22 protein-coding genes are annotated in these 21,163 nt (G+C 48.3%); 4 read left to right on the top strand and 18 right to left on the bottom strand.

Annotation, left to right across the window (positions count from 1 at the left end; translation table 11 throughout):
- Positions 1-28 precede the first annotated feature (28 nt).
- From J4N45_RS18955 to J4N45_RS18945, 3 genes are read left to right on the top strand one after another with little or no spacing between them, the layout of a single operon-like run.
- On the top strand, positions 29-982 hold the full coding sequence (locus J4N45_RS18955) for an arginase family protein (RefSeq protein ID WP_252016038.1): 954 nt from the start codon (positions 29-31) through the stop codon (positions 980-982).
- 9 nt (positions 983-991) lie between these two features.
- Entirely contained in the window at positions 992-2,323 is a 1,332-nt protein-coding gene (locus tag J4N45_RS18950) for a pyridoxal phosphate-dependent decarboxylase family protein (RefSeq protein ID WP_252016037.1), read from the top strand.
- 58 nt (positions 2,324-2,381) lie between these two features.
- Entirely contained in the window at positions 2,382-4,007 is a 1,626-nt protein-coding gene (locus tag J4N45_RS18945; RefSeq protein WP_252016036.1) for a hypothetical protein, read from the top strand.
- Between the two features lie 52 nt (positions 4,008-4,059).
- Here the strand turns inward: J4N45_RS18945 and J4N45_RS18940 are convergent, their stop codons facing one another.
- From J4N45_RS18940 to phnF, 14 genes are all read right to left on the bottom strand, one after another.
- The gene (locus J4N45_RS18940) at positions 4,060-5,226 is read right to left on the bottom strand and encodes an MFS transporter (protein ID WP_252016035.1); all 1,167 of its coding nucleotides are present in this window, start codon (positions 5,224-5,226) and stop codon (positions 4,060-4,062) included.
- A gap of 82 nt (positions 5,227-5,308) precedes the next feature.
- On the bottom strand, positions 5,309-6,541 hold the full coding sequence (locus J4N45_RS18935; protein ID WP_252016034.1) for an MFS transporter: 1,233 nt from the start codon (positions 6,539-6,541) through the stop codon (positions 5,309-5,311).
- A gap of 185 nt (positions 6,542-6,726) precedes the next feature.
- Positions 6,727-7,521 carry an outer membrane protein OmpK gene (locus J4N45_RS18930; RefSeq protein WP_252016033.1) on the bottom strand — a complete coding sequence of 265 codons (795 nt, stop codon included), beginning with the start codon at positions 7,519-7,521 and terminating at the stop codon, positions 6,727-6,729.
- 239 nt (positions 7,522-7,760) lie between these two features.
- Entirely contained in the window at positions 7,761-8,405 is a 645-nt protein-coding gene (locus tag J4N45_RS18925; RefSeq protein WP_252016032.1) for a DapH/DapD/GlmU-related protein, read from the bottom strand.
- Complete coding sequence (gene phnP, locus J4N45_RS18920) at positions 8,402-9,169, bottom strand: phosphonate metabolism protein PhnP (RefSeq protein ID WP_252016031.1); 768 nt, start codon at positions 9,167-9,169, stop codon at positions 8,402-8,404. Before phnP ends, J4N45_RS18925 begins: the two co-directional genes overlap by 4 nt.
- Entirely contained in the window at positions 9,169-9,807 is a 639-nt protein-coding gene (gene phnN / locus J4N45_RS18915; RefSeq protein ID WP_252016030.1) for a ribose 1,5-bisphosphokinase, read from the bottom strand. The genes phnP and phnN overlap by 1 nt, the downstream gene beginning before the upstream one ends.
- A gap of 3 nt (positions 9,808-9,810) precedes the next feature.
- A complete protein-coding gene (gene phnM, locus J4N45_RS18910) occupies positions 9,811-10,944 on the bottom strand; it encodes an alpha-D-ribose 1-methylphosphonate 5-triphosphate diphosphatase (protein ID WP_252016029.1) in 1,134 nt (377 codons plus the stop codon).
- A gap of 14 nt (positions 10,945-10,958) precedes the next feature.
- Positions 10,959-11,696 carry a phosphonate C-P lyase system protein PhnL gene (phnL, locus tag J4N45_RS18905; protein ID WP_252016028.1) on the bottom strand — a complete coding sequence of 246 codons (738 nt, stop codon included), beginning with the start codon at positions 11,694-11,696 and terminating at the stop codon, positions 10,959-10,961.
- Between the two features lie 24 nt (positions 11,697-11,720).
- Positions 11,721-12,563: a phosphonate C-P lyase system protein PhnK gene (gene phnK / locus J4N45_RS18900; RefSeq protein WP_252016027.1), complete on the bottom strand. Its 843-nt coding sequence runs from the start codon at positions 12,561-12,563 to the stop codon at positions 11,721-11,723.
- Positions 12,560-13,453, bottom strand: a complete 894-nt coding sequence (locus tag J4N45_RS18895; protein ID WP_252016026.1) for an alpha-D-ribose 1-methylphosphonate 5-phosphate C-P-lyase PhnJ — start codon at positions 13,451-13,453, stop codon at positions 12,560-12,562. The genes phnK and J4N45_RS18895 overlap by 4 nt, the downstream gene beginning before the upstream one ends.
- Positions 13,450-14,553, bottom strand: coding sequence for a carbon-phosphorus lyase complex subunit (locus J4N45_RS18890; RefSeq protein ID WP_252016025.1), 1,104 nt, complete (start codon positions 14,551-14,553; stop codon positions 13,450-13,452). The genes J4N45_RS18895 and J4N45_RS18890 overlap by 4 nt, the downstream gene beginning before the upstream one ends.
- Positions 14,553-15,227, bottom strand: coding sequence for a phosphonate C-P lyase system protein PhnH (phnH, locus tag J4N45_RS18885; protein WP_252016024.1), 675 nt, complete (start codon positions 15,225-15,227; stop codon positions 14,553-14,555). Before phnH ends, J4N45_RS18890 begins: the two co-directional genes overlap by 1 nt.
- A 143-nt stretch (positions 15,228-15,370) precedes the next feature.
- Positions 15,371-15,817 carry a phosphonate C-P lyase system protein PhnG gene (gene phnG / locus J4N45_RS18880; RefSeq protein WP_042474921.1) on the bottom strand — a complete coding sequence of 149 codons (447 nt, stop codon included), beginning with the start codon at positions 15,815-15,817 and terminating at the stop codon, positions 15,371-15,373.
- The gene (phnF, locus tag J4N45_RS18875; RefSeq protein WP_234497574.1) at positions 15,818-16,513 is read right to left on the bottom strand and encodes a phosphonate metabolism transcriptional regulator PhnF; all 696 of its coding nucleotides are present in this window, start codon (positions 16,511-16,513) and stop codon (positions 15,818-15,820) included. It abuts the gene before it with no gap.
- A gap of 372 nt (positions 16,514-16,885) precedes the next feature.
- Between phnF and J4N45_RS18870 the strand changes: the two genes are divergently transcribed.
- Positions 16,886-17,809 carry a polyprenyl-phosphate transporter gene (locus J4N45_RS18870; RefSeq protein WP_252016023.1) on the top strand — a complete coding sequence of 308 codons (924 nt, stop codon included), beginning with the start codon at positions 16,886-16,888 and terminating at the stop codon, positions 17,807-17,809.
- 59 nt (positions 17,810-17,868) lie between these two features.
- Here the strand turns inward: J4N45_RS18870 and J4N45_RS18865 are convergent, their stop codons facing one another.
- From J4N45_RS18865 to J4N45_RS18850, 4 genes are all read right to left on the bottom strand, one after another.
- On the bottom strand, positions 17,869-18,981 hold the full coding sequence (locus tag J4N45_RS18865) for a porin (RefSeq protein WP_252016022.1): 1,113 nt from the start codon (positions 18,979-18,981) through the stop codon (positions 17,869-17,871).
- Between the two features lie 2 nt (positions 18,982-18,983).
- Positions 18,984-19,469 carry a hypothetical protein gene (locus tag J4N45_RS18860; protein ID WP_252016021.1) on the bottom strand — a complete coding sequence of 162 codons (486 nt, stop codon included), beginning with the start codon at positions 19,467-19,469 and terminating at the stop codon, positions 18,984-18,986.
- A gap of 78 nt (positions 19,470-19,547) precedes the next feature.
- Complete coding sequence (locus J4N45_RS18855; protein WP_503058248.1) at positions 19,548-20,654, bottom strand: porin; 1,107 nt, start codon at positions 20,652-20,654, stop codon at positions 19,548-19,550.
- 2 nt (positions 20,655-20,656) lie between these two features.
- Positions 20,657-21,100 (bottom strand): hypothetical protein, encoded by a 444-nt coding sequence (locus J4N45_RS18850; RefSeq protein WP_252017264.1) that lies wholly within the window; start codon positions 21,098-21,100, stop codon positions 20,657-20,659.
- Positions 21,101-21,163 lie beyond the last annotated feature (63 nt).

Raw genomic sequence — 21,163 nt, 5'->3', positions numbered from 1 at the left:
TAAGCTCGACAACACAATAGGTATAACTATGTCTGAGACGATTCCTAATTTCTATGCACCGCCTCGCACCTTCATGGGTGCAGAGCGCATTACCGATCTTTCGGCACAAAAGTTAGACTACGCCATGCTAGGCGTACCCTTCGCGGAAGGGACATTTGCCCCCTATATTCAAGCAGGTCAGGCAGATATGCCTAACGCGCTACGCGACAACCCTGTGACCGTATTTTTCGATATTGGCGACGTAGGCTTATACGACGTTGATACCGACCTCACCCTACTTGAAGGGGTGAAAATTGGTGACATTGGTGATGTCATCATCAGCCCACAAGAAGGCGAACTCAACCGCAGACGCATCACCGATAGTGTCAGAGCGATTCTGAACGCTGGGGCGGTACCAGTGACTGTGGGTGGCGATCACTCTATCACATTCCCACTCATTCGTGGTTTTGAGGATTGGGGGCATCAGATTGATTTTATTTACTTCGATGCACACCTCGACTTTGCCGATATGCCGCTGGAGTCTGAGTTCAATCACGGCACACAAACTACGCACATTCGTAAGTTACCTTTCGTACGCAACATCACGGTAGTAGGCGCTCGCAACTCGACAGCCGAAGAATTTAAGCGTGCAAGAGAAGCAGGCATTCGCATTGTTCCTGTACACGAATTAGATGAGCGTGGTGCAGAAGCCATCATGCAAGAAGTGATTGACCCTAATACCCCAACTTACACATCACTCGATATTGATTGCATGGATGCGATTTATGTACCGGGGACGACTCACCCAGAATCGGGTGGCGTCACCTTCAAACAGCAAAAAGATATGCTGTTTGAGCTCAACAGAGCAGCCAAAGGCAATATCTGTGGCTTTGATATCGTTGAGCTTTGCCCTGCTCATGATGTTAACCACATTACTGCGCTGACCGCATCCAAATTGACAGCCCTAATGATGGGCTATCGCAGCCACTTTTTAAATCAATAGGTACTGACTATGCCAATCATGCAAGAGAGTAAAACGTATTTCCCAAAAAGCGGATACGGCAAAGACGAAGTTCTAGGAAAACTAGACGAACTTAAACAGGAAATGGTACCTGTTGAAGGCGGCCGTTTTGGCATGTACTCGCTAAAAGGCAGCGAAGACATTCAAAACATCGTAGAACAAGCGGCACTTAAGTTCTTCTCGTTCAACGCGCTGTTTACGTTTATGAACAAGCCAGCGGGCCAAATAGAAGATGAGCTCATCGAGATGATCCGCGAAATCTTCCACGGTAGCGATGACATGCGCGCTAACTTCACAACCGGTGGGTCTGAGTCCATCTACTGTGCAATGAAGGCAATGCGAGATTGGGCACGCGAAACGATGCCGCACATTAAAGAACCTGAGATCATTCTTCCGTACTCAGCGCACTCTGCGTTTTCTCGCGGTGGCAAGTACTTCGGCATCAACATCGTTCGAACGCCAGTTGCCGCAGATAACCGCGTGGATATCGAAGCGACCAAAGCCGCCATCAACGAAAACACCATCGGTCTTATTGGCTCTGCGCCATGCTGGCCATTCGGTGTTTACGATCGCATTGAAGAGCTGTCTGATCTGGCAACAGAAAAAGGTCTGTGGCTTCACGTTGATGCATGTGTCGGTGGCTACCTTGCACCTTTCGTTAAGAAAGCGGGCTACGAGCTTCCGAACTGGGACTTCACTGTACCGGGCGTGCGCTCTATTTCCGCTGACATGCACAAGTATGGCTATGCTCCTAAGCCGATGTCGACTGTGATGTACCGTGGCGGTGACGAGCAGTTCCACCACTACACCGTTGTTGACGACTGGCCATGTGGCGCATACTTTACCCAGTCACTGGGAGGTAGCCGTACCTTTGCTTCAACTGCGGGTGCATGGGCGGTAATGAATTACCTTGGTGAAGAAGGTTACGTCGAGAACGCAAAACGCATCATGACCATCAAACAAATGATCATTGATGGCCTAGCGGAATCCGCTGATCTTCGCACCGCTAAAACAGATCTGTCGCTGCTGATCATTGACTCCCCTACGCTGGATATCACCAAAGTCGTGGGTGGTATGTCACAACGCGGTTGGAGCTTATTGGGTAACTCAACACCTCCGGCGATTCATCTTGCCATCGACCCAATCTCTGACGAAGAGGTAGAACGCATGATCGGCGATTTCTATGAGGTTGCGGAAGAGGTGAAATCAGGCGAGTCAGACCAAGAAGGCTCGCTCGCCTACTCAGGAGGGCAAGGTGACGGCTATACACCGAAGTGGGTAAGTCAAGTCTTGGAAATGCTACCTAAAAAGCTATCTAAGTAATTCTAATCATCTCAATCAAGGCTAGCATTATTGCTAGCCTTTAGTGTTTGGAGCCGCCATGACTTTTAAACATCGCCACCAACTTATCCCACACGATCTCGTCGTCGAGCAGCTCACCCGCATCTTCGACAGTCCCGAATTCCACAGCAAACCCAAGCATAAAAAGCTGTTGAGCTATATCGTTCATCAAGAGCTATTCCAACATGGTCACGCCTTAAAGCAATCAACCATCGCGATTGAGGTGTTTAATCGCCCAAGCAGCTTCGATGCTAAAAACGACACCATTGTGCGTAGCCATGCTAGGCAGCTTAGAGCGATGCTAGAACAGTACTATAAACGTACCGGACAAAGTGATCCTATCCACATCTCTGTTCCTCGTGGCAGCTATCGCCCAGAGCTCATTCAAGTCGCGATGAACACATCAAACGCTGCTGGGAATAGTGATGTAGAGGCGCTAAACAAACCTCATCTTGCCCCTTCATTGGCGGTGGTTCCTTTTACCCCAATCTGCGAACAACATGGTGTTATTGAGCTACTCAGTGGTACGCACGACAACCTGACGACGGAGCTCGCGAAATTTGACATGATCACCGTCATTCAAACCTTCACGCATCCGAAGCCAGATAGTACGCATCTAGATATTATTTCTGCCCTCACAACGGCCGCTCAAACCACTTTCCTCCTGTCAGGCTCCATACAACCACTCGATGATGGGGTTCGGGTTCATGCCAAACTGCATCTAACCGCAACAGGGGAACAAGTCTGGGCAGAGCGCTATACACTCAACCTAGATACAGGCAATGTTTTTGAGTCGCAAGACGAACTCGTTAGCCTCATTTCTGCCACCATTGGTTCCACCTTTGGAGTGATTCACCGAGAGCTTTATCAAAGATACTGTCAGCAAACTATTGTCGTGACTCCAGAGTATGAGGCTGCCCTTCTCTATCGCCATTATTTAATGACGCTATCCAAAGAAAGACACCAATGCGCCATCACCGCCTTACTTGCACTGGATGCCAAAGGAGAGCTTCGCAATGGATCGCTCTATGGCATGTTGGCCTGCTTGTATCTTGATACAGAATTACTTGGCGTCACTGATTATGACAATGCGGTAGAGAAAGGCAGCCATTACGTCAAACTAGCACTGGAGTTTGCTCCTAGAAGCCAGTTTTCGATGATTGCCGACTACCAGCTCAATCGCGCTTTAGGCGAAGTGACGGATCTAGAGCAGTATCTCGATCAAATCGTGACCCTAAACCCTAACTCGTCCTATTTGATCGGCCTTTGTGGATGGGAGATGTGCATGACGGGGCAGTTCACAAAAGGATTGAAGACAATTGAACATGCTAGAAAGCTGAACCCCTACTTTCCCATATGGTTTTCTATCGCAGAGTGCGTATTCTGGCTTATGGAAAGTGATTACCAGCGTGCAGACAGTCTACTGGCACAGATCAACCTAGAGCAGCACTATTGGACGCACCTACTCCGAGCCGTCATTTGTAGCTATCGCCGCAATCAGACAGAAGCCATCACAAGCTACCAGCGTCTATTGGAAATAGAACCACTGTTTGCGACCGACGCTGAGCGCTGCATAGATAGGTTTGTGAGTGATGGCGACATGAAGAATAAGATGATGAGTGCAATCAGCCTCATCCAGCACAATTATTCACCTAAACACAACTAGCACACCTAAAAAAAGAGGCTCCTGCCTAGGAGCCTCTTAAGCAAGGTAATAGCTAACGCCTTGCGAGCCTAATTGCCAGTAACCCCGCGAATATCAAAGACACGAACATAGACACGGTTGAGAAAGTAATCACAGAACCAAAGCCAAACTGGTCAATAGAGACCCCCGCCATCATGGTGCCCGCTGCAAATCCCCCAGCAATCGCAAACATTAAGGTTCCTTGTGTCAGCGCTGGCGTTAACGGTGAGAGCCTAGCCGCTATCGCTGGAACTGACATATCTGACCAAGAACACGCCTGCATCAGCAGAACCATAAACAGAACTGGCAGAAAGGATTGCACTTTGTGGCCTATCATCAAATACAAAGCCACACCAACCACCATATAAGCGGCCAACGCACAGGACCAGACTTTGAATGGCCCAGAACGCTGGATCCATCTTCCCGCCGGTTCAAGCAAGACAATGGAGAGCAGTGCCGAACCCGCCATGCCAATCGCACTGCTAGATGTCTGAACCGCAAACAGCTTTTCGAGTAGTACCGGGCCCATTTCCAGTAGATTCGCCGAGAGAAACATAGAGAAGAACACGGCTAGTAAGAACAGCCACCAAGGCGCGTTCGTAGGAGCTTGAGTTGCGACTTTTGCTTGTTCTGACTCCATCTGCGTCACAGGCTCTGGAGGAAACACAATCAAAATAACTAAGATGCCCCCAGTAAGCGACATCAACGCGAGAAGCTGAGTGTGTACCGTGAAACCAAGCGACTGGAGTCCTGCCACTAACAACGCAGCTAAAATGACACCCACAAACTGCGATTGATACAGCCTTGCCAAACCCTTACCTTCTTGCTGCTGATTGTGGCTGCTAGATAGCACAAAGGTTGGATTGAGGAGCATCAAGGTGACGGTACCAAACCCAATTAATCCACCAATCACGTAATAAAGAAATGCGCCATTGCCCGAGAAATAAAGTAGCACCAACGCTAGCAAGTGGGCCAAAAGGGCGATTTTCTGCAAGGATCGATGCAAAGCGTAAATGTCAGCCAATTTACCAATGAAAGGGGCGCTAATCCCAAAGCCGCCAATAATCGCAATGACCATCCCCATTAAACCGCCACTGCCGGTGTTTTGAATAATAATGGGAGCGAGCAACAAGGAGACCGATACCCATTGCACGACGCCGACACTGCCTTGGGCAAGATACCAAAGTTTTGATGGTTTCATATTTCCTCCGCCAAAAGAAAATGGCTCTACCCAAAGCAGGCACAGCCATTGAATTTCGATAAAACGTTGAGCTTTTACGCCGTTAGGCTTTGCTGCGCGCCATTACCGCTTTGGCGCCAACAATTAGAATGCACACCAAAGACAGCGCTGACAAACCTCCGATCGCGAGTGGTAAAGAGGCCCAGCCGAAACTGTCTACTGCAATACCGCTCACTACGCCACCAAAACCAAAGCCAAGTGAGATGTAGAACATCATCAAACCTTGAGTGTAGCCACCGCCGACAGGCGTCAATCGAGAGGCGATTGCCGGACACACCATATCGGTGACCGTAATGCCTTGTAGATAAACCATGACCAACGTTAGAACGATTAGGTAGTGAAGTTGCATGTTGCCGCTTGCGATAACAAACAAACCGCCGATGACCACAATCGAAATGATGGCACACAGTTTAAAGAGGCTAATTGGGCCACGCGCTGCAATGTACTTTTCCGTCGCGAACAGCAAGAAAATACCCACTACAGAGGTGACGGATAGTGTTGCTGTCGACATCGACTGGGATATGCCGTAGGCGTTCTCCATCAGGTTAGGAAACTGCGCTTGAAATGCACCTTGACCCGCACATAGCAATAGCACCGCTAGCATAAACAAACCAAAGTTTGAGAACACGATCTTCAAGATATTGACCTTGGGTGCGTCGGCTTCCAATGCGGCTTGTTTCTTGCGTGCTTCCGCATTTTCCAAAATACGCTGCGCCGCTTGCTTGTTGGTTGCCATAGTGACAACGAGCAGCAAAGCCACAACTGCCATCATCAACATAAAGCGCGCTTCGTAGCTCCAACCAAGATCCGTCACAAATGCGAAGCCAACCCCCGCAATGAGAGAACCAAGGATAAGGATTTGCGCCATTCGACCAAGCTTGGTGGCTTCAGTCTTATCATCATAACCGGCAAAGGTAATAAACACAGGGTTGAGCATCAGCAAGATCGCCGAGCCTGTACCAAATAGGACAGAGCCAACAGCCATCAAGGTGAAATCCTCTCCGGAAGCGACGAAGCAGAGTCCTGCTAAAAGGTAGGTAATTAAGCCAAGCGCTTGTGAGGAGCGGTAAGCTTGAAACTTATCGGCAAGCATACCGATCAAAGGCGCGAACAATCCCGCCAAGCCAAACAGCCCCATGGCCATGCCCGCTTGAGTTGCAGAGCCAGTGCGAGCCAGAATAAACGCAGGTATGGTGACGGGAATAAATACGATTTGCACTAAGCCATATGCAAAGTGCGCTGAAAACCAGCCCTCTAAGCCAAGTTTCTTAAACATAGTGATGCCTCTATCGGTAATGAGGTAAAAAGTAAGGAGGTAAAAAAACGGTAGCCGACTAGATGACTGTCCCTCCCTGTACACCCTGAACTTGTACAAACAATCATCTAGTGGCTACCGAGGTCTGCCCTGTAGTGTCTACTGAATCAAAAGTGCTTCAGCAGACCGATAGCTTTGACGCTAAATTAGAAGAACCAAGTCGCACCAACACGTACTTCACGGTTGCCGTCGAGGTGTTTCATGCGAGAATCGTTGCCGCCCTTAAAGAAGTGCTCCGAGTAAGTCACGTGTCCCCATACCGCGCCATCTTGAGACAGTGGAATACCACCTTCAAAGTGCATTTCTAACGCTTGCGCATTCTTACCTGTTTCGTCCGCATAGTTTGAGTACTGTGGGTTCACTTGTAGGTAGCTGCCTTTCTCTGTGAGATAAAGAGAGTTAAACCAGTTCGCTTGGAAACCATCGCCAGATTTGCCGTTGTCATACTCATTGCGCATAACCGTCACGTTCGGGTAAGACACCCAGTTGTCCCAAGGTGTCAGAACTTTCGCTACTGCACCCACTGCTACTGTTGTTTTCACACCTGAATTTTTCGCCACCCAGTTTTTGTCATAACCGATGTAATCAAGAGAGAAACCCACTTCAGGCATTAGGTCTAAGCCTGTGTTGTGTACTTGGAAATAACGTGCACGAATGCGCGATAGACCAAAGTCTTTCTTCTGACCTTCACCCGCATCAAGGTTGGTTTGTAGGTCACCTTCAACCAAACCGAGGTAACCGATGTTCTCGGTCCAAGCACCCGCCATGTTAAGTTGCAGACGAGTTAGGCCATCTTTGCCTTTTGCACCAGAATCGATTTTTAAGAAGGTTTGTGGGCGCGTAACATCTGCTGGGTCATTCACTTCAGCCTCGTCAGCGGCCATTGTAGAAGTGCTCATTGCAGAAAGAGCAACCAGTGTAGCTAGAGTAAGTTTGTTCATAAGTTCGCTTTCCAATTCACGTAAAACTTGGAGCGGATTATGACGCTGGGGAAAAAGAGATTTGAGTATCTAGGGGGGTGGGGACGTATTAAAAAATACGATATGTCCGAGCTAAAATTGTTGATGTTTATGTCAGGAAATGACGATTTCACCCCATTGAGATCGATAGACGCTTGGGCAAAGCGATATCAATGAGGTGTATTCTAAGAAAGTATGTTACTCAAATCTATAAATGCCTACTACTGCACATTCTCAAAATGCGCCAAAAACTCCGCTGTGTCTTTCTGAAACAGCGGCAGTGCCATTGCGATTTGTTCATCGCTCCAGTTCCACCATGCCAACGCCTCTAGCCTAAGTCCAAAGGTCTTATCTTCAAAACGTGGGCGCAGTACGCGAGCTGGATTGCCGACCACAATGGAATATGGAGGAACATCTTTGGTGACGACGCTGCCAGCCCCCACGATAGAGCCGTTGCCGACTGTAACACCTGGAAGAATAATCGCGCCGTGTCCAATCCAGACATCATGACCAATCACGACCTTATCTTCCTCGCGCCAGCTAAACACTTCGTCATCCAGTGTGGATGGGTTCTCGCCTAGTCCATACTTTCCCGGACGATAGGTAAAGTGATGCAATGTTGGACGCCACCATGGGTGGTTGCTTGGGTTGATTCGCACTGCGGCAGCGATAGAGGTGAATTTGCCAACGCTGGTGAACATTAGGTTGCTATCGTTTTGGATATAACTGTAGTCATCCACGGTTACATTGTTGAGCACGCAGCGCTCTGCAATTTCGGTCCAGCGACCCAATTCTGTGCGATGTAATCTGCTGCAAGGTGTGACGCTTGGTGCTGCGGATAGCGTTGGTGATAGCGGCTGACTCATAATAGGATCTCCTGTCCGTCATTGAGAATTTGAAAATGGTCTGAAAAGCGTTGTGGGTTGTGTTTTGCCCAAAGTAGCAGCTCATGTCCCACATGCATGATGCCGATGTGTTTCGCTTGGGTATCTTTTGCTATTTTCTCCACTTGGTAGAGATCGTTGTGATTGTTGCTAACCCTCGTTTGCTCGCATTCGATGGGGGGGTAATTACAATCAATGATGATCCAATCAAGGCTTCGCTCTTTAAGCCACTGAGTCGTTTCACTTGGTAAACCGTTGGTGTCCGTGAGATAGGCAATACTCTGCCCCTCAAATTCAAAGGCGTAACCTAGAGTCAGCTTGGAGTGGATAAGAGGAAGCGGCGTGACCGTGATACCCTGCCACTCGAAGGATTCGAAAGGATAAGCACGGAAAGAAAAGTCGAGTACGCCAGGGTGTTTGTAGAGATCATCACAGCCCTTAGCATCGTCTGGTGAGTGAACCGGAATCGACGCCCCTTTCCCCCAGCGCAAATCGAACAAGCTATGGACATGGTCCATGTGATAGTGTGTTAACAATATTTTATCGATCGTACCTGAGGGGAAACGATCGAGAAGATCGGAGGCATTGGCATCCAAAAGCAGTTTGCGACCTTGGAGCTCGAGATACGCGGAGCTTTTTTCTCGGCGCAGTGTCTTATCAAGCCTCGCTGCGGAGCATATCTCACAGTCACAACCCCATACAGGCACCATGGCACTGTCGCCAGTGCCGAGCATCACCAATTTCATTACTGCACTTCCTCAAGTCTGTCTCGTACCTGACGAAATTGGTCGACACTGTGGGCGATGTCACCGCTGTTATCGATATGATGACAGCCTTGCTGACTAGCAATGGCAAAGTCCGTTGCTCGCTTGAGCCTGCGCTCAATCTCTTGCGCTGATTCACGACCACGAGACTCTAGACGTTCACGAAGCACTTCTAGGTTTACATTCACAACAACGGGCACTAGACCATCACTAAAAGTCTGCTTTGCTTGGTCAAGCTCCGCTCGCGAGCCATTGAGAACAACCGAAAGTCCACTGTTTAACCAAGACTTCACTTCCACACCAACGCCATAGCAAAGACCGTGAGCTTGCCAACTCATCGCAAACAACCCTTTGGTCTGTCTAGAGAAGTACTCGGTTTCGCTGATAGCGATATGGTTTTCTCCACCAGCGCCAAACGGGCGAGTGATATAACGATGGGCAACAATAATGTCTTCGGGAAATTCTGCGCGAATCGCATCAATTAGGGTATCTTTGCCAGCGCCAGAGGGACCAATGATATAGTAGATCTTCCCCTTGGTATTAGTCGCCCCAGACATCGAGGATGCCGTTGATGAAAAAGAAGCATCCGAGGATGCTTCTAAATTAAGTACGTCTATCATCGGCTAGAATACCTTCTTGCCTTCACGCCACACGCGCGCCACCAATGGATGACCATCAACTTGCTTGGCTAACACCAAGTCTGCGCGCTTGCCTTCCGCAATAACACCTCGGTCATTAAGACTCAAGGCCTCAGCAGGGTTCTTGGTCACTAGCTGTACTGCTTTTGGCAAGGTTAGGCTGTTACGCTCATCCCAAGAGAGCTTGTAGATACCTTCAAGCAAACTCATTGGATAGTAGTCTGAAGACAAGATATCCAGAACGCCATGAGACGCCAGTTCATGCGCTGCCACGTTACCAGAATGAGAGCCACCACGAACAACGTTAGGCGCGCCCATCAGTACCTTCAAACCTAGCTCATGAGACTTTTTAGCGGCTTCTACCGTCGTTGGGAACTCAGCAATCACCATATCAAGATCTTTTGATTCTTGAACGTGAGCGATAGTCGCATCATCGTGACTTGCCATCGGGATACCAAGCTCACGACACTGACGACAGATCTCATTGCGGTTTTGCGTTGACCAGCGGTTAGAGAGCTCAACCTGCTTTCTCTCAAATTCCGCCATCTCGCTGTCTGACAAGTTATGCTTACCTTGGTAGTAGGTACGATATTTCTCTACATCAACAAACTGACGCTGACCCGGCGCATGATCCATTAGCGATACCAACTGCACCTCTGGCAAATTGGCATACTTTTCAAACATGCCAACGGTCGTCTCATGCGGCACTTCACAGCGCAGGTGTAGCCTGTGTTCTGCGCGTGTCAGGTTGCGTTTTTGGCTGTCGACGACCGTGCTGATAAATAGATCTAGGTTAGTTTGGCGCTTTTCATCTCGAAAATCACCGAGCGCAACAGCATCAAGCACAGTAGTGATACCCGATCCAATCAACTGGGTGTCATGCGCACTCATCGCGGAGAATGGCGGCCAATCGACTTTAGGGCGAGGGGTAAAATATTGCTCTAGATTATCGGTGTGCAGCTCGATAAAGCCCGGCATCAAGTAGTCACCTTCGCCATCGTACGCACCAGCAACCTGACTTTGTGAATCCGACATGCTGACAATCTTGCCATCACGCATTTCGATTGAGCCTTTTACTACTTCGTTCTCAAGAACCAAATTTACATTGGTGATAATCATGCTGCGTTCTCCCGTTATGCGCATGCTGAGATTGGATTCGACTGAGCATTCTCCTGCTCAATCTGCTTTTTCACGTCATAAAGTCGGTCTGCTACTTGATCGCGTGTCGCTGCATCGTGGAAGATGCCGACAATGGCTGCGCCACGCTGCTTGGCTTCATGAATCAAGCTAACGACAACAGCGCTGTTGGTAGCATCTAATGAAGCCGTAGGCTCATCGAGCAGAAGAATTGGATAATCAACGATAAAGCCACGCGCGATGTTGACGCGCTGCTGCTCACCACCTGAGAACGTCGCAGGTGCTAGATTCCATAGGTGCTCTGGTACATTTAGACGAGTAAGCAGGGTTTTCGCTTTTTGCTCAGCGAGAGTGCGGCATCCGCCCATTTCAAGCATCGGCTGCATAACGACTTCAAGCGCACTAATGCGTGGAATCACGCGCAGAAACTGGCTGACCCAACCGATGGTGTGTTTGCGAACATTAATGATTTCACGTGGCTGCGCTGTTGCGATATTGACCCAGCGACCTTGGTGCTCAACCTCAATATCACCGGTGTCGACCAGATAATTGGCGTACAAGGCGCGAAGTAGCGTTGATTTACCTGAGCCAGAGCGACCGTTCAGTACTACACACTCGCCACTCGCTACATTGAAGTCCGCGCCTTGTAGTACGTCGAGCTCGATGCCATTTTGATTATGCAGAACAAAGGTTTTGCTCACGTTTGAAACTTTGATTTTGGTCTGAGTTGTCATGATTGAAAATCCTTAGTTCGGCGATCAGTTCTGCAAGACAGAAGAAACTAGTAGCTGGGTGTATGGGTGTTGAGGATCGTCGAGAACCTGATCCGTTAGTCCAGTCTCAACGACTTCACTGCGACGCATCACCATCAAGCGATGAGCAAGCAGGCGAGCCACGGCTAAATCGTGGGTTACGATAACAACAGCAAGTTCCAGTTCTGTGACAAGGCGACGCAGTAGGTCGAGTAGTTTCGCCTGTACCGACACGTCCAATCCGCCAGTTGGCTCATCCATAAAGATAAGCTTTGGATGTGTCACCAAGTTACGGGCAATTTGCAGACGCTGCTGCATACCGCCAGAGAAGGTCGTTGGCATGTCATCGATGCGATCCTGTGGGATCTCAACATCCGTTAGCCATTTTGTTGACTCCTCACGGATATCACCGTAATGGCGCTTGCCAACCGCCATCAAACGCTCGCCGATGTTACCGCCCGCGGAAACACGACCACGCAACCCGTCCATAGGGTGCTGATGAACCACGCCCCATTCAGTGCGCAATAGCTGACGACGCTGGCTTTCTGCCATTTCATACAAGTCTTCAAGCTGAGTAATTTGGTCCTCGCCACGACCGCGAATATAAAGCACGTCGCCACTGTCTGGAGTTTGACGCCCAGATAGCGATTTCAGCAAGGTACTTTTACCTGAGCCAGATTCGCCGACAATGCCGAGCACTTCGCCTGGAAACAGATCAAACGACACGTTAGTAAAGCCCTTGCCCGGCGCATAAAGCTTAGTGAGATTACGAACTGATAGAAGTGGCTGCTCACTATCAGTATGCTCATTGCTATGTTTGGTTTGATTGACTAGCGCTGACGTGCTCATGCGTAATTCTCCATCTTCTCAGCTTGCTGTTTTTCCACTTGTTCGCTGCAATAGTCCGTATCGGAGCAGACAAACATGTGGTTGCCTTCATCGTCCATCACGACTTCATCTAGGAAAGTGTCCGTCGCGCCACAGATAGCACACGGCTCATCCCACTTTTGAATCTCAAACGGATGGTCTTCAAAATCTAGGCTTTGCACCTTGGTGTATGGAGGAACGGCGTAAATACGCTTTTCACGACCTGCACCAAATAGCTGTAGTGCCGCCATGTTGTCCATTTTCGGGTTATCGAACTTGGGAATTGGCGATGGGTCCATGATGTAGCGGTCATTAACACGAACGGGATACGCGTACGCTGTCGCAATGTGACCAAAACGAGCAATGTCTTCATACAACTTAACGTGCATGATTCCGTACTCTTCAAGGGCATGCATTTTGCGAGTCTCGGTCTCACGAGGCTCAATAAAACGCAGCGGTTCAGGGATTGGCACTTGGTAAACCAGAATTTGATCCTTCGAAAGCGCGATCTCTGGAATGCGGTGACGGGTCTGAATAATCGACGCATCGACCGTTTTTTCGGTAGTTTTCGCACTGGCCACCGACTTGAAGAACTCTCGAATAGAGACAGCATTGGTCGTGTCATCCGCACCCTGGTCAATCACCTTTAGTGTGTCGGCTTCACCAATGATCGCTGCGGTAATTTGCACGCCGCCAGTCCCCCAGCCATAAGGCATTGGCATCTCACGACCACCAAACGGGACTTGATAGCCCGGAATCGAAACGGCTTTAAGTAGCGCACGGCGAATCATCCGTTTGGTTTGCTCATCAAGGTAACCGTAGTTATAACCGGTCACACCTTGTGCATGGGTATTAGTTTGTGTTTGGCTCATGACTGGCTCTCCTGCTGCTCGCCTTGAGTTTGAGTAAGTTCTTCATGCTCTTTGTGCATCTTGCGAAGCAGTTCAAGCTCTGCTTGGAAATCAACGTAGTGAGGCAGTTTCAGGTGGGAAACAAAGCCTGCTGCTTCTACGTTGTCAGAGTGAGACAGTACAAACTCCTCATCTTGAGCCGGACCATCTACCGCTTCATCGTATTCAGCGGCTTGCAGCGAGCGGTCGACCAAAGCCATCGACATTGCCTTACGCTCAGTAGAACCAAATGTAAGACCATAGCCACGAGTCAGCTTGGCTTTCTCAGTCTTGCTGCCCACAAAGCCATTGACCATCTGACATTCCGTTAGCTCAATCTCGCCAATATCGATAGCAAACCCTAACTCTTCTGGCACCAGGGATAGGTCGCAAAAACCGATGCGAATCTCCCCCGCAAACGGGTGATTGCGTCCGTAGCCACGCTGGGTTGAATAACCTAGCGCCAATAAAAAGCCTTCATCACCACGCACGAGATTCTGCAGGCGCGCGCTGCGATCACATGGATAGTTCACCGGATTCATCGTAATGTCTTCAGGAACCTGTTGATTGTCTTGCTCAGCCGTCATCAGATCTAGTTTTTCCAGAATTCCCATCACCTGAGGGCACGCTTCCATTGCTGTCGATTCCGACGTATCAACCTGTGGATTTTCCCCCGCAGCAAGCAAGCTAAAATCGAGCAAACGGTGCGTGTAATCGTAAGTCGGACCAAGAACCTGACCGCCCGGAAGATCTTTGTAGGTTGCCGAAATACGGCGCTCAATACGCATTTCGCTGGTATTCACGGCTTCAGATACCGACAAGCGAGGAAGGGTCGTTCGATAGGCTCTTAGTAAGAAAATCGCTTCTACTAAATCGCCGTTTGCTTGCTTCACTGCAAGTGCGGCTAGCTCACGGTCATAGATGCCGCCTTCGGTCATTACACGGTCAACACTGCCAGATAGCTGCTCACTAATTTGTGCAACAGTAAGCTCAGCAAGTTCTGGATTACCGCGGCGTTTTTGAGCTTGGAGTTGATGAGCGTTGTTAATGGCTTTCTCGCCACCTTTTACTGCAACGTACATTAGTTCACCTCGATATGAGTGGTGCGTGGGAGACAAGCGATGGCATCATCACTAACCAATACCAAGTCAATGCCAAGCGGGAAGGCAAAACGTTGTTGGCGCTCAAGCAAGAAATGTTGAAAACCCACAGGTACATCGCCGATGTTAAGCGTGGTGGTTGATTTAATACCTGGACCAGCAAGCGTCAGTGATACGCCGTCTTGCGCTAGGTTTTGGTTTGCACTGCTGCTAAGCGTGCCTAGTTCCACAATCACAGTGGTCGATTGATCTGGATACTCTTCACAACCAAGATTAAAAGCCGCGTTGTTCCAATCAAAGGAAGCAAGATCGTGCTCAGCAATCACGGCAAATGAGGCATCGTGTTGCTCTTCTGTCATTGGGCTACCGCAGTGAAAGCGGATGTTCTCACGAATCGCGGCATCATCATGATGCGATGGTGATAGCCAGATTGGCGTCGCGTTATCAGCAAGGCTCAGTAGCGTTTGTGTCGATGCTTTGTGCATAGCGCCAAAGCCTTCGCTTTTAGTGAGCGTAACAATCTCGCTCGGCTCCGACATTGCTTTTAACAGCAATCGAAAGCAGTGCTGGCTGTCATGAACTGCGTCTTGGAATGCAGTGGTGATGGTTGTCATGGTGTTCTGCCTATTTGTGTTGGCTGCACGCCAACGCTTCATTCTTGTTTGTCACCTGCGAGTTGGGGAATCTACCTTGGGCGTGCGCTTGGGGTAGATTCCTGCCTGCGCAGGAATGACGGAAAGTTGGGCTAAGGTGTTAGCCTTTAATTGGTCTCAATGCTGACCTAGTCTTCTCCGCGAACCTAATCTTCACCACGGACCATAGTGAAAAAGTCCACCTTGCTGGTTGCGACTTCTTTGGCGCGCTGTTGCTGCTGCTCTTGTTTGATTGCTGCTAGCGGCTCTATCACGGCATTCATCAGCAACTCATTGTGAGTTGAGGTTTGCAGAAGACCGTCGATCACCGCCGCGAGCTCAGCTTGCGCTTTGTTTCTTCCGCGCAGATAGCTGTAGCCCATCTCTCCGCTTGCGAGCTTAACGACAGCACGAGTAATCGTTGCGTCACCCATGTTGAACTCACGCCCTGTGCCACCCATGCGAGCACGAACTTGAGCAAGCCCGATTTCTGGTTGGCGAACCATTTGGTAGTCCGCTTCTAGGTTGGTGGCGCTCCATAAGCGCTCTAGCTCGTTGTGTTGGCTTTGTGCCAACACTGACATCCAGCTTTGTCTTTCAGTCACAGCCGTCATTTAATGCTCCATTACTATTTCGGTTGCGTCGGAACGGCTATTGGAGCTAGAAAACTCAGCCACAATGTTGGTTCCTTTGATAACGTTTTTGGTTTTGACTTTAAGAATTGGCGTACTCTGCGTAATTTGCAGCAAACGACATTCTTCGTTGGTAGGGACTTTGGCACCGACTCGCGTCTCCTTGCGCTCAAGCTCGATATCGAGACCACGTTTGATAAACCCGTGCAGAGACCCATTGTGAAAATTCTTCAATACTCGCCACCAGCTCAGATCAGGAAGGTAGTGGTCGATGATGGTACGCGGGCACTCTTCTGTGCGTCGAAGAGTACGGATATGGATGATTTTGACGCCTTCCTCAATACCTAAGTACTCGGCAATCTTCATCGGTGCGGCAACAACACGACTCTGAATCACTTCACATCGCGGTCTGGCACCTTGCTCTATCAGGTTCTTGGTAAAGTGAGCGCCAGAGTGAATGCGATAATCACTTGGCTGTCTCACCACCATGTTGCCCTTGCCTTGATGTCTTTGAACCATCCCGGTATTCACTAGCTCATCGATAGCACGGCGCAGCGTATGACGGTTGACCTCAAAACGCTGCGCGAGTTGACCTTCCGACGGTAGGTACTCTCCCGGCGTATATTGCTCTCGAACTTCTTGGTCTAAGACCGATGCGATATCTAGGTAAACTGGCATATCCACTCCTTCCATTTGTGAGTTGTCTAGACAAGTTTGGCGAAATAGAAAATGAATCTAGCTCACTGCACTCGTCGTCTTGGTGCCTTATTGATGTAGAGATACTTTGACGAGCTTGTATGAAGGTTTCGTGTCCGTTCCTTTGCAGATTTGCAACATAGTGGTATCGACCTCCACTTATCTAGACAAGCTGCAGGCGTTGATTTGATTGGGCTTTCGGGGTGTTATGGGAAGAAGAGTATGGACTTATATAGATTGGGAATTCATATTAATTTGACGCACTTAACGGTACTTGCCATGGCAATTTCTCTAGTGCACTAAATTACGCATGCATATATACTCTGCTCCAACTTTTTAAACCAAGAAGAAACCATGAAGAACTATCTGACTACATTCTTAAAAGGAATGGCGATGGGTGCAGCCGACGTTGTACCTGGCGTATCGGGAGGTACGATCGCCTTTATTACTGGTATTTACGATACCTTGCTAGAAAGTATCCGACGCGTTAACCCTAGCCTGTTCGGTATTTGGAAACGTGAAGGCTTCAAAGCGGCGTTTGCCCATATCAATGGCTTTTTCCTTATTGCGCTGTTTGGTGGCATCCTGACGTCGATTCTGTCACTTGCGAAGTTCATATCTTGGGCGCTAGAAACCCACCCAGTACCGGTATGGTCGTTCTTCTTTGGTCTGATCATGGTGTCTGTTTATCACATGATTAAACAGGTTGAGCAAAAGACACTTTCTCGCTTTATCGTGCTGCTGATCGGTGCGGTGTTTGCTTACAGCATCACGGTACTCAAGCCTCTTCAGATGGACCCAACCAGCCTAAACATCTTCTTTGCTGGTTGTATCGCTATCTGTGCAATGATTCTTCCTGGTATTTCAGGTAGCTTCATTCTGCTTCTTCTAGGTATGTACACACCGGTTTTGGGCGCAGTGAAAGGTCTACAAATTGATGTCATGGCTCTGTTTGCGACAGGCTGCTTGGTTGGCTTGCTGTCATTCTCGCACGTACTTTCATGGCTGCTAAAGCGCTTCCGCGATTTCGCATTGGTGTTCTTGACAGGTCTGATGCTAGGTACGCTTCCAAAGCTATGGCCATGGAAAGAGACCATCTCATGGCGCACCAACTCAAAAGGTGAACAGGTTCCTCTTATCCAAGAAAACCTATCGCCATTCAACTTTGAGTCTGTGACTGGCCAACCTTCACAACTCGTTATCGCAGTTGTTCTGATGTTGGCGGCAATTGGTCTGGTGCTGGCGCTAGAAAAAGTTGCGGAGAAAGGTGAGAAATAATCTTACTAGCTCAAAAGAAAAGGCTCACTAAGTGAGCCTTTTTTAGTTTTAAGCGATGCTTAGAACACGAAGTTAACCATGATGGTGTACATGTTGGCGTCGGTGTCTTGCTCTGGTGACTGAATAAATGGACCACTCTGACCATTCACAGCATTAAAGCGCTGCCATTCGGCATTCAATGAGACGTTGTAAAGTAGATCGTACCGTAGTCCCAATGTCCAACTATCGCCGGTCTTACCTTCGTAAGGGTTGTTATCACTACCTTCACTATAAGTTTCGCCATAGACCAAATACGGTGTAAATTGGCTAATTCGGTAGGCAGCACTTGCGTACCACGATGATGACAAATCGTTCTTTTGCCCCTCAGCCATTAGCTTCAATGCATCAAAATCATATTCCGCGCCTAATGAATAGAGTTTGATGTTCTGATCTTTTAGCGGCTGCTCTAAGTAAGGGATGGTCATGAAAAAACCAGGAGCAACTTCAACATCAAGATTACGTATCTTGTTGGTCTGATCAAAATTCGAGTCGAGGAATGCAAAATTGACACGGAAGTTATCGCCTATCAACTGCGCATTCAGACCCCACATATTTTTAGTTTCAAACTCCAATGTTAGGTTAGGATTAAAATCCACTTCATTGTTGTCTTTGAAGCCTACAAATGGGGTGAGCGACAATTGCAGCTCGTCAGTCAGGCTATAGTTCCAAATGATGCTAGCGCCGTTGTATGCGGTTACACCCAAAATACTGTTGTAGACCTCTTCATTGGGTCTTGCGGTAGTATAAGCATGCCCAACATAGTAGTACTCAGATGCCAAGAAAACAGGAAGGCGAAGTCGCCCAGCTCGCACCTCAAAGTCACCGATGGAGTACCCCAAATAAGCCCACTCAAGTTGTGGCTCGCTCCAATGATCTTGTGGTCGTTTGACAATCTGTACCGAAGCTTTAAAAGCCTCATAGAAATAGTCTAGCTGCACCCCAAACGTGGTGTCACAGTCAAAACAGTCTTCATCTCTAATGTTTCGATTTACGAGCAGCGGGGTTTCATTGTCGCTACGAGCCCAAGACGTCGAACCAAAGCCGCTGATAGAGAAGTTGTCGGTGATATCTATTGCTGCCGTTACTGATGTTGATGCCACTGCTAAGCTCATTGCAAGAAGTTGTTTTTTCATTGTTATTTCTCCTTACTCACTACGTACAGGACTTTAGCTTCACTTGGCACTTCATTTAGAGGCGCGTAACCTATCCTGTTTGGTTTCTCAATTAACCAAGCAATGAGCGTATTCACATTGGCATTCCCTATTTCTTTTGGTGGTCGAGCTTTCCCAGAGAAGGACAAGCTCGCCCAATAGGCATTCATTTGTGCCACGTCTTTACCGAGAAGTGATTGATAGAATTCTGAACGTTCTGTCGAAGTTTCGGGCCAATCGGATAGCTCGATTCGTTTACCTTGAAGCGACTTGGCTTTACCACGATACAACATGCGCGCTTTACTGCGCGTCAGCTCATCAAAATCTTGGTTCAGGGTGAATACTGCATATTCAGTTGCCGCAAAAGCTCTACTATCGGGAGGAATCACAACGAGGCCTATCAATAACACGGTCAAAATAGACAACGTGCGGCAAGGTCGAGTAAGCCATACAGCTTTGAATTTCAACATCGTAACCTCTTCATTCAAAATCCTTTTTAATAAGAGATAATTTAGTACTGGGGATGTGAGTTTCTACTTTATTGCACGTTAGAAAACGAAATTAACCATTATCGTGAACAGATTGGCAGTGTTGTCCTCTAAGTTATCCGATGAGATTGTTCTCTCCGGCGCAAATGCTCCCGAGCCATCGTTGAGCACTTTGACATATTGATACTCTGCGTTAATGGAAACGTTGTTCAAAACGTCATATCGAGCACCCAACGTAGTTGTCATGTTAGAGCGCTTATCCTCCTGATAAAGCTGACCGTAAGCGACATAAGGCGTGAATGGCGCTAATCGATAACTCAGCATGCTGTACCAATCCATACGTCGAGATTCCGTCTTTTGAAACTCGAATGTTGCTTTAAGCATGTCAAATTCATACTCAGTGCCTATTGAATAAATTTTGACGGTATTCTCATCCGTTGAGTCTATTGGGAAAGATATCTCATATGGAGGGAAAGGAATATCAGCAAAGCCTGTACCCCTAGATGTAACATCGAATTTTCCGTCCATTACAGAGAAGTTCCAGCGATAAAAATCGCCAAGTAGCTGAGCATTGATGCCGTAAAGTCTTTGCGTCTCAAATTCCAGCTCAAAAGTGGGACTAAACGTCACGCTGTTCTTATCGTCAAAGCCAACATAAGGCGTTACCGTTAACTGGAGTTCATCGCCAATATACGTGTTCCACGTTGCCGCTATTCCGTTGTATCCCGTGATACCAAGAAAAGCGCCATACACTTCCGTAGGAAGTCGTGCCAGCGTGTAAGCCTGTCCGACATAAAAGTACTCTGACGCTAAATAGAGCGGCAATCTCTGGCGTCCCACTCTGATATCAAAATTCTCGAACTCATAACCAACGTAAGCCCATTCCAACGAAGGGTTGCTCCAATGGTCTTGGGGGCGCTTCACGCCTTGAACTGACGCTTTGAATCCGTTGTTGTAATAATCTAATTGCAAACCAAATGTCGTATCGCAATCAAAGCAGTTCTCGTCTTTGATGAACCGATTGATGAATAGCGGGGTGTCATTGTCTGAACGAGCCCAAGAAGTAGAACCAAAGCCACTAAACGACAGCGTATCAGTCAACTCAATGACGGCGTGTACAGGCGAACTCAGTAAAGTGGCTGTTAGGATAATTGGAAGCTTCTTCATCATTATTTACCTCCCTCAACCACATATAAAACATTGGCGTCATCCGGCAGAACGCTCAAAGGGGCATACCCGATTCGTTCAGGCTTCTGGCTTAACCACTGAATGAGGTCATCAATACTTGCAGAACGGATTTCTTTAGGGGGACGAGCTTTGCCTGAAAAAGAGAGACTTGCCCAATAGGCATTCATTTGAGCGACGTCTTTACCGAGCAGAGACTGATAAAACGTCGCTCGCTCAGCCGAATTTTCAGGCCAATCAGAGAGTTCGACGCGCTTTCCTTGTAGGGACTTGGTTTTGCCGCGATAAAGCATTCTCGCTTTACTTCGGCTCAGCTCTTTAAAACTTTCGTTCATCGAAAAGATAGCGTAATCATCTGCAGCCTTCGCGACCTGTGCAAAAAGCAATGCGTAAGTGAATATCAGGCTGACCGCAATCAAGCTAATGATATTCACCGATTTTCTGCATTCTAACCGACTGCGCGTTTTAGTCATTATTATTACACTCTAGAG

The organism is Vibrio sp. SCSIO 43140, from assembly GCF_023716585.1.
GTDB lineage: Bacteria > Pseudomonadota > Gammaproteobacteria > Enterobacterales > Vibrionaceae > Vibrio > Vibrio maritimus_B.
Note: the sequence above shows the minus strand (reverse complement) of the source record. Positions and strands in the feature narration are given on the sequence as shown.

Excerpts from the sequence above, each read along its gene's own strand:
- J4N45_RS18860 (WP_252016021.1), bottom strand. The coding sequence starts at position 19,469 with ATGTTGAAATTCAAAGCTGTATGGCTTACTCGACCTTGCCGCACGTTG.
- J4N45_RS18870 (WP_252016023.1), top strand. The coding sequence starts at position 16,886 with ATGAAGAACTATCTGACTACATTCTTAAAAGGAATGGCGATGGGTGCA.
- J4N45_RS18950 (WP_252016037.1), top strand. The coding sequence starts at position 992 with ATGCCAATCATGCAAGAGAGTAAAACGTATTTCCCAAAAAGCGGATAC.
- J4N45_RS18865 (WP_252016022.1), bottom strand. The coding sequence starts at position 18,981 with ATGAAAAAACAACTTCTTGCAATGAGCTTAGCAGTGGCATCAACATCA.
- phnK (WP_252016027.1), bottom strand. The coding sequence starts at position 12,563 with ATGAGCACGTCAGCGCTAGTCAATCAAACCAAACATAGCAATGAGCAT.
- phnH (WP_252016024.1), bottom strand. The coding sequence starts at position 15,227 with ATGAAGCGTTGGCGTGCAGCCAACACAAATAGGCAGAACACCATGACA.
- J4N45_RS18935 (WP_252016034.1), bottom strand. The coding sequence starts at position 6,541 with ATGTTTAAGAAACTTGGCTTAGAGGGCTGGTTTTCAGCGCACTTTGCA.
- phnP (WP_252016031.1), bottom strand. The coding sequence starts at position 9,169 with ATGAAATTGGTGATGCTCGGCACTGGCGACAGTGCCATGGTGCCTGTA.
- J4N45_RS18890 (WP_252016025.1), bottom strand. The coding sequence starts at position 14,553 with ATGTACGTTGCAGTAAAAGGTGGCGAGAAAGCCATTAACAACGCTCAT.
- phnL (WP_252016028.1), bottom strand. The coding sequence starts at position 11,696 with ATGACAACTCAGACCAAAATCAAAGTTTCAAACGTGAGCAAAACCTTT.
- phnM (WP_252016029.1), bottom strand. The coding sequence starts at position 10,944 with ATGATTATCACCAATGTAAATTTGGTTCTTGAGAACGAAGTAGTAAAA.
- J4N45_RS18955 (WP_252016038.1), top strand. The coding sequence starts at position 29 with ATGTCTGAGACGATTCCTAATTTCTATGCACCGCCTCGCACCTTCATG.
- J4N45_RS18925 (WP_252016032.1), bottom strand. The coding sequence starts at position 8,405 with ATGAGTCAGCCGCTATCACCAACGCTATCCGCAGCACCAAGCGTCACA.
- J4N45_RS18855 (WP_503058248.1), bottom strand. The coding sequence starts at position 20,654 with ATGAAGAAGCTTCCAATTATCCTAACAGCCACTTTACTGAGTTCGCCT.
- J4N45_RS18895 (WP_252016026.1), bottom strand. The coding sequence starts at position 13,453 with ATGAGCCAAACACAAACTAATACCCATGCACAAGGTGTGACCGGTTAT.
- phnN (WP_252016030.1), bottom strand. The coding sequence starts at position 9,807 with ATGATAGACGTACTTAATTTAGAAGCATCCTCGGATGCTTCTTTTTCA.
- J4N45_RS18945 (WP_252016036.1), top strand. The coding sequence starts at position 2,382 with ATGACTTTTAAACATCGCCACCAACTTATCCCACACGATCTCGTCGTC.
- J4N45_RS18930 (WP_252016033.1), bottom strand. The coding sequence starts at position 7,521 with ATGAACAAACTTACTCTAGCTACACTGGTTGCTCTTTCTGCAATGAGC.
- J4N45_RS18940 (WP_252016035.1), bottom strand. The coding sequence starts at position 5,226 with ATGAAACCATCAAAACTTTGGTATCTTGCCCAAGGCAGTGTCGGCGTC.
- phnG (WP_042474921.1), bottom strand. The coding sequence starts at position 15,817 with ATGACGGCTGTGACTGAAAGACAAAGCTGGATGTCAGTGTTGGCACAA.
- phnF (WP_234497574.1), bottom strand. The coding sequence starts at position 16,513 with ATGCCAGTTTACCTAGATATCGCATCGGTCTTAGACCAAGAAGTTCGA.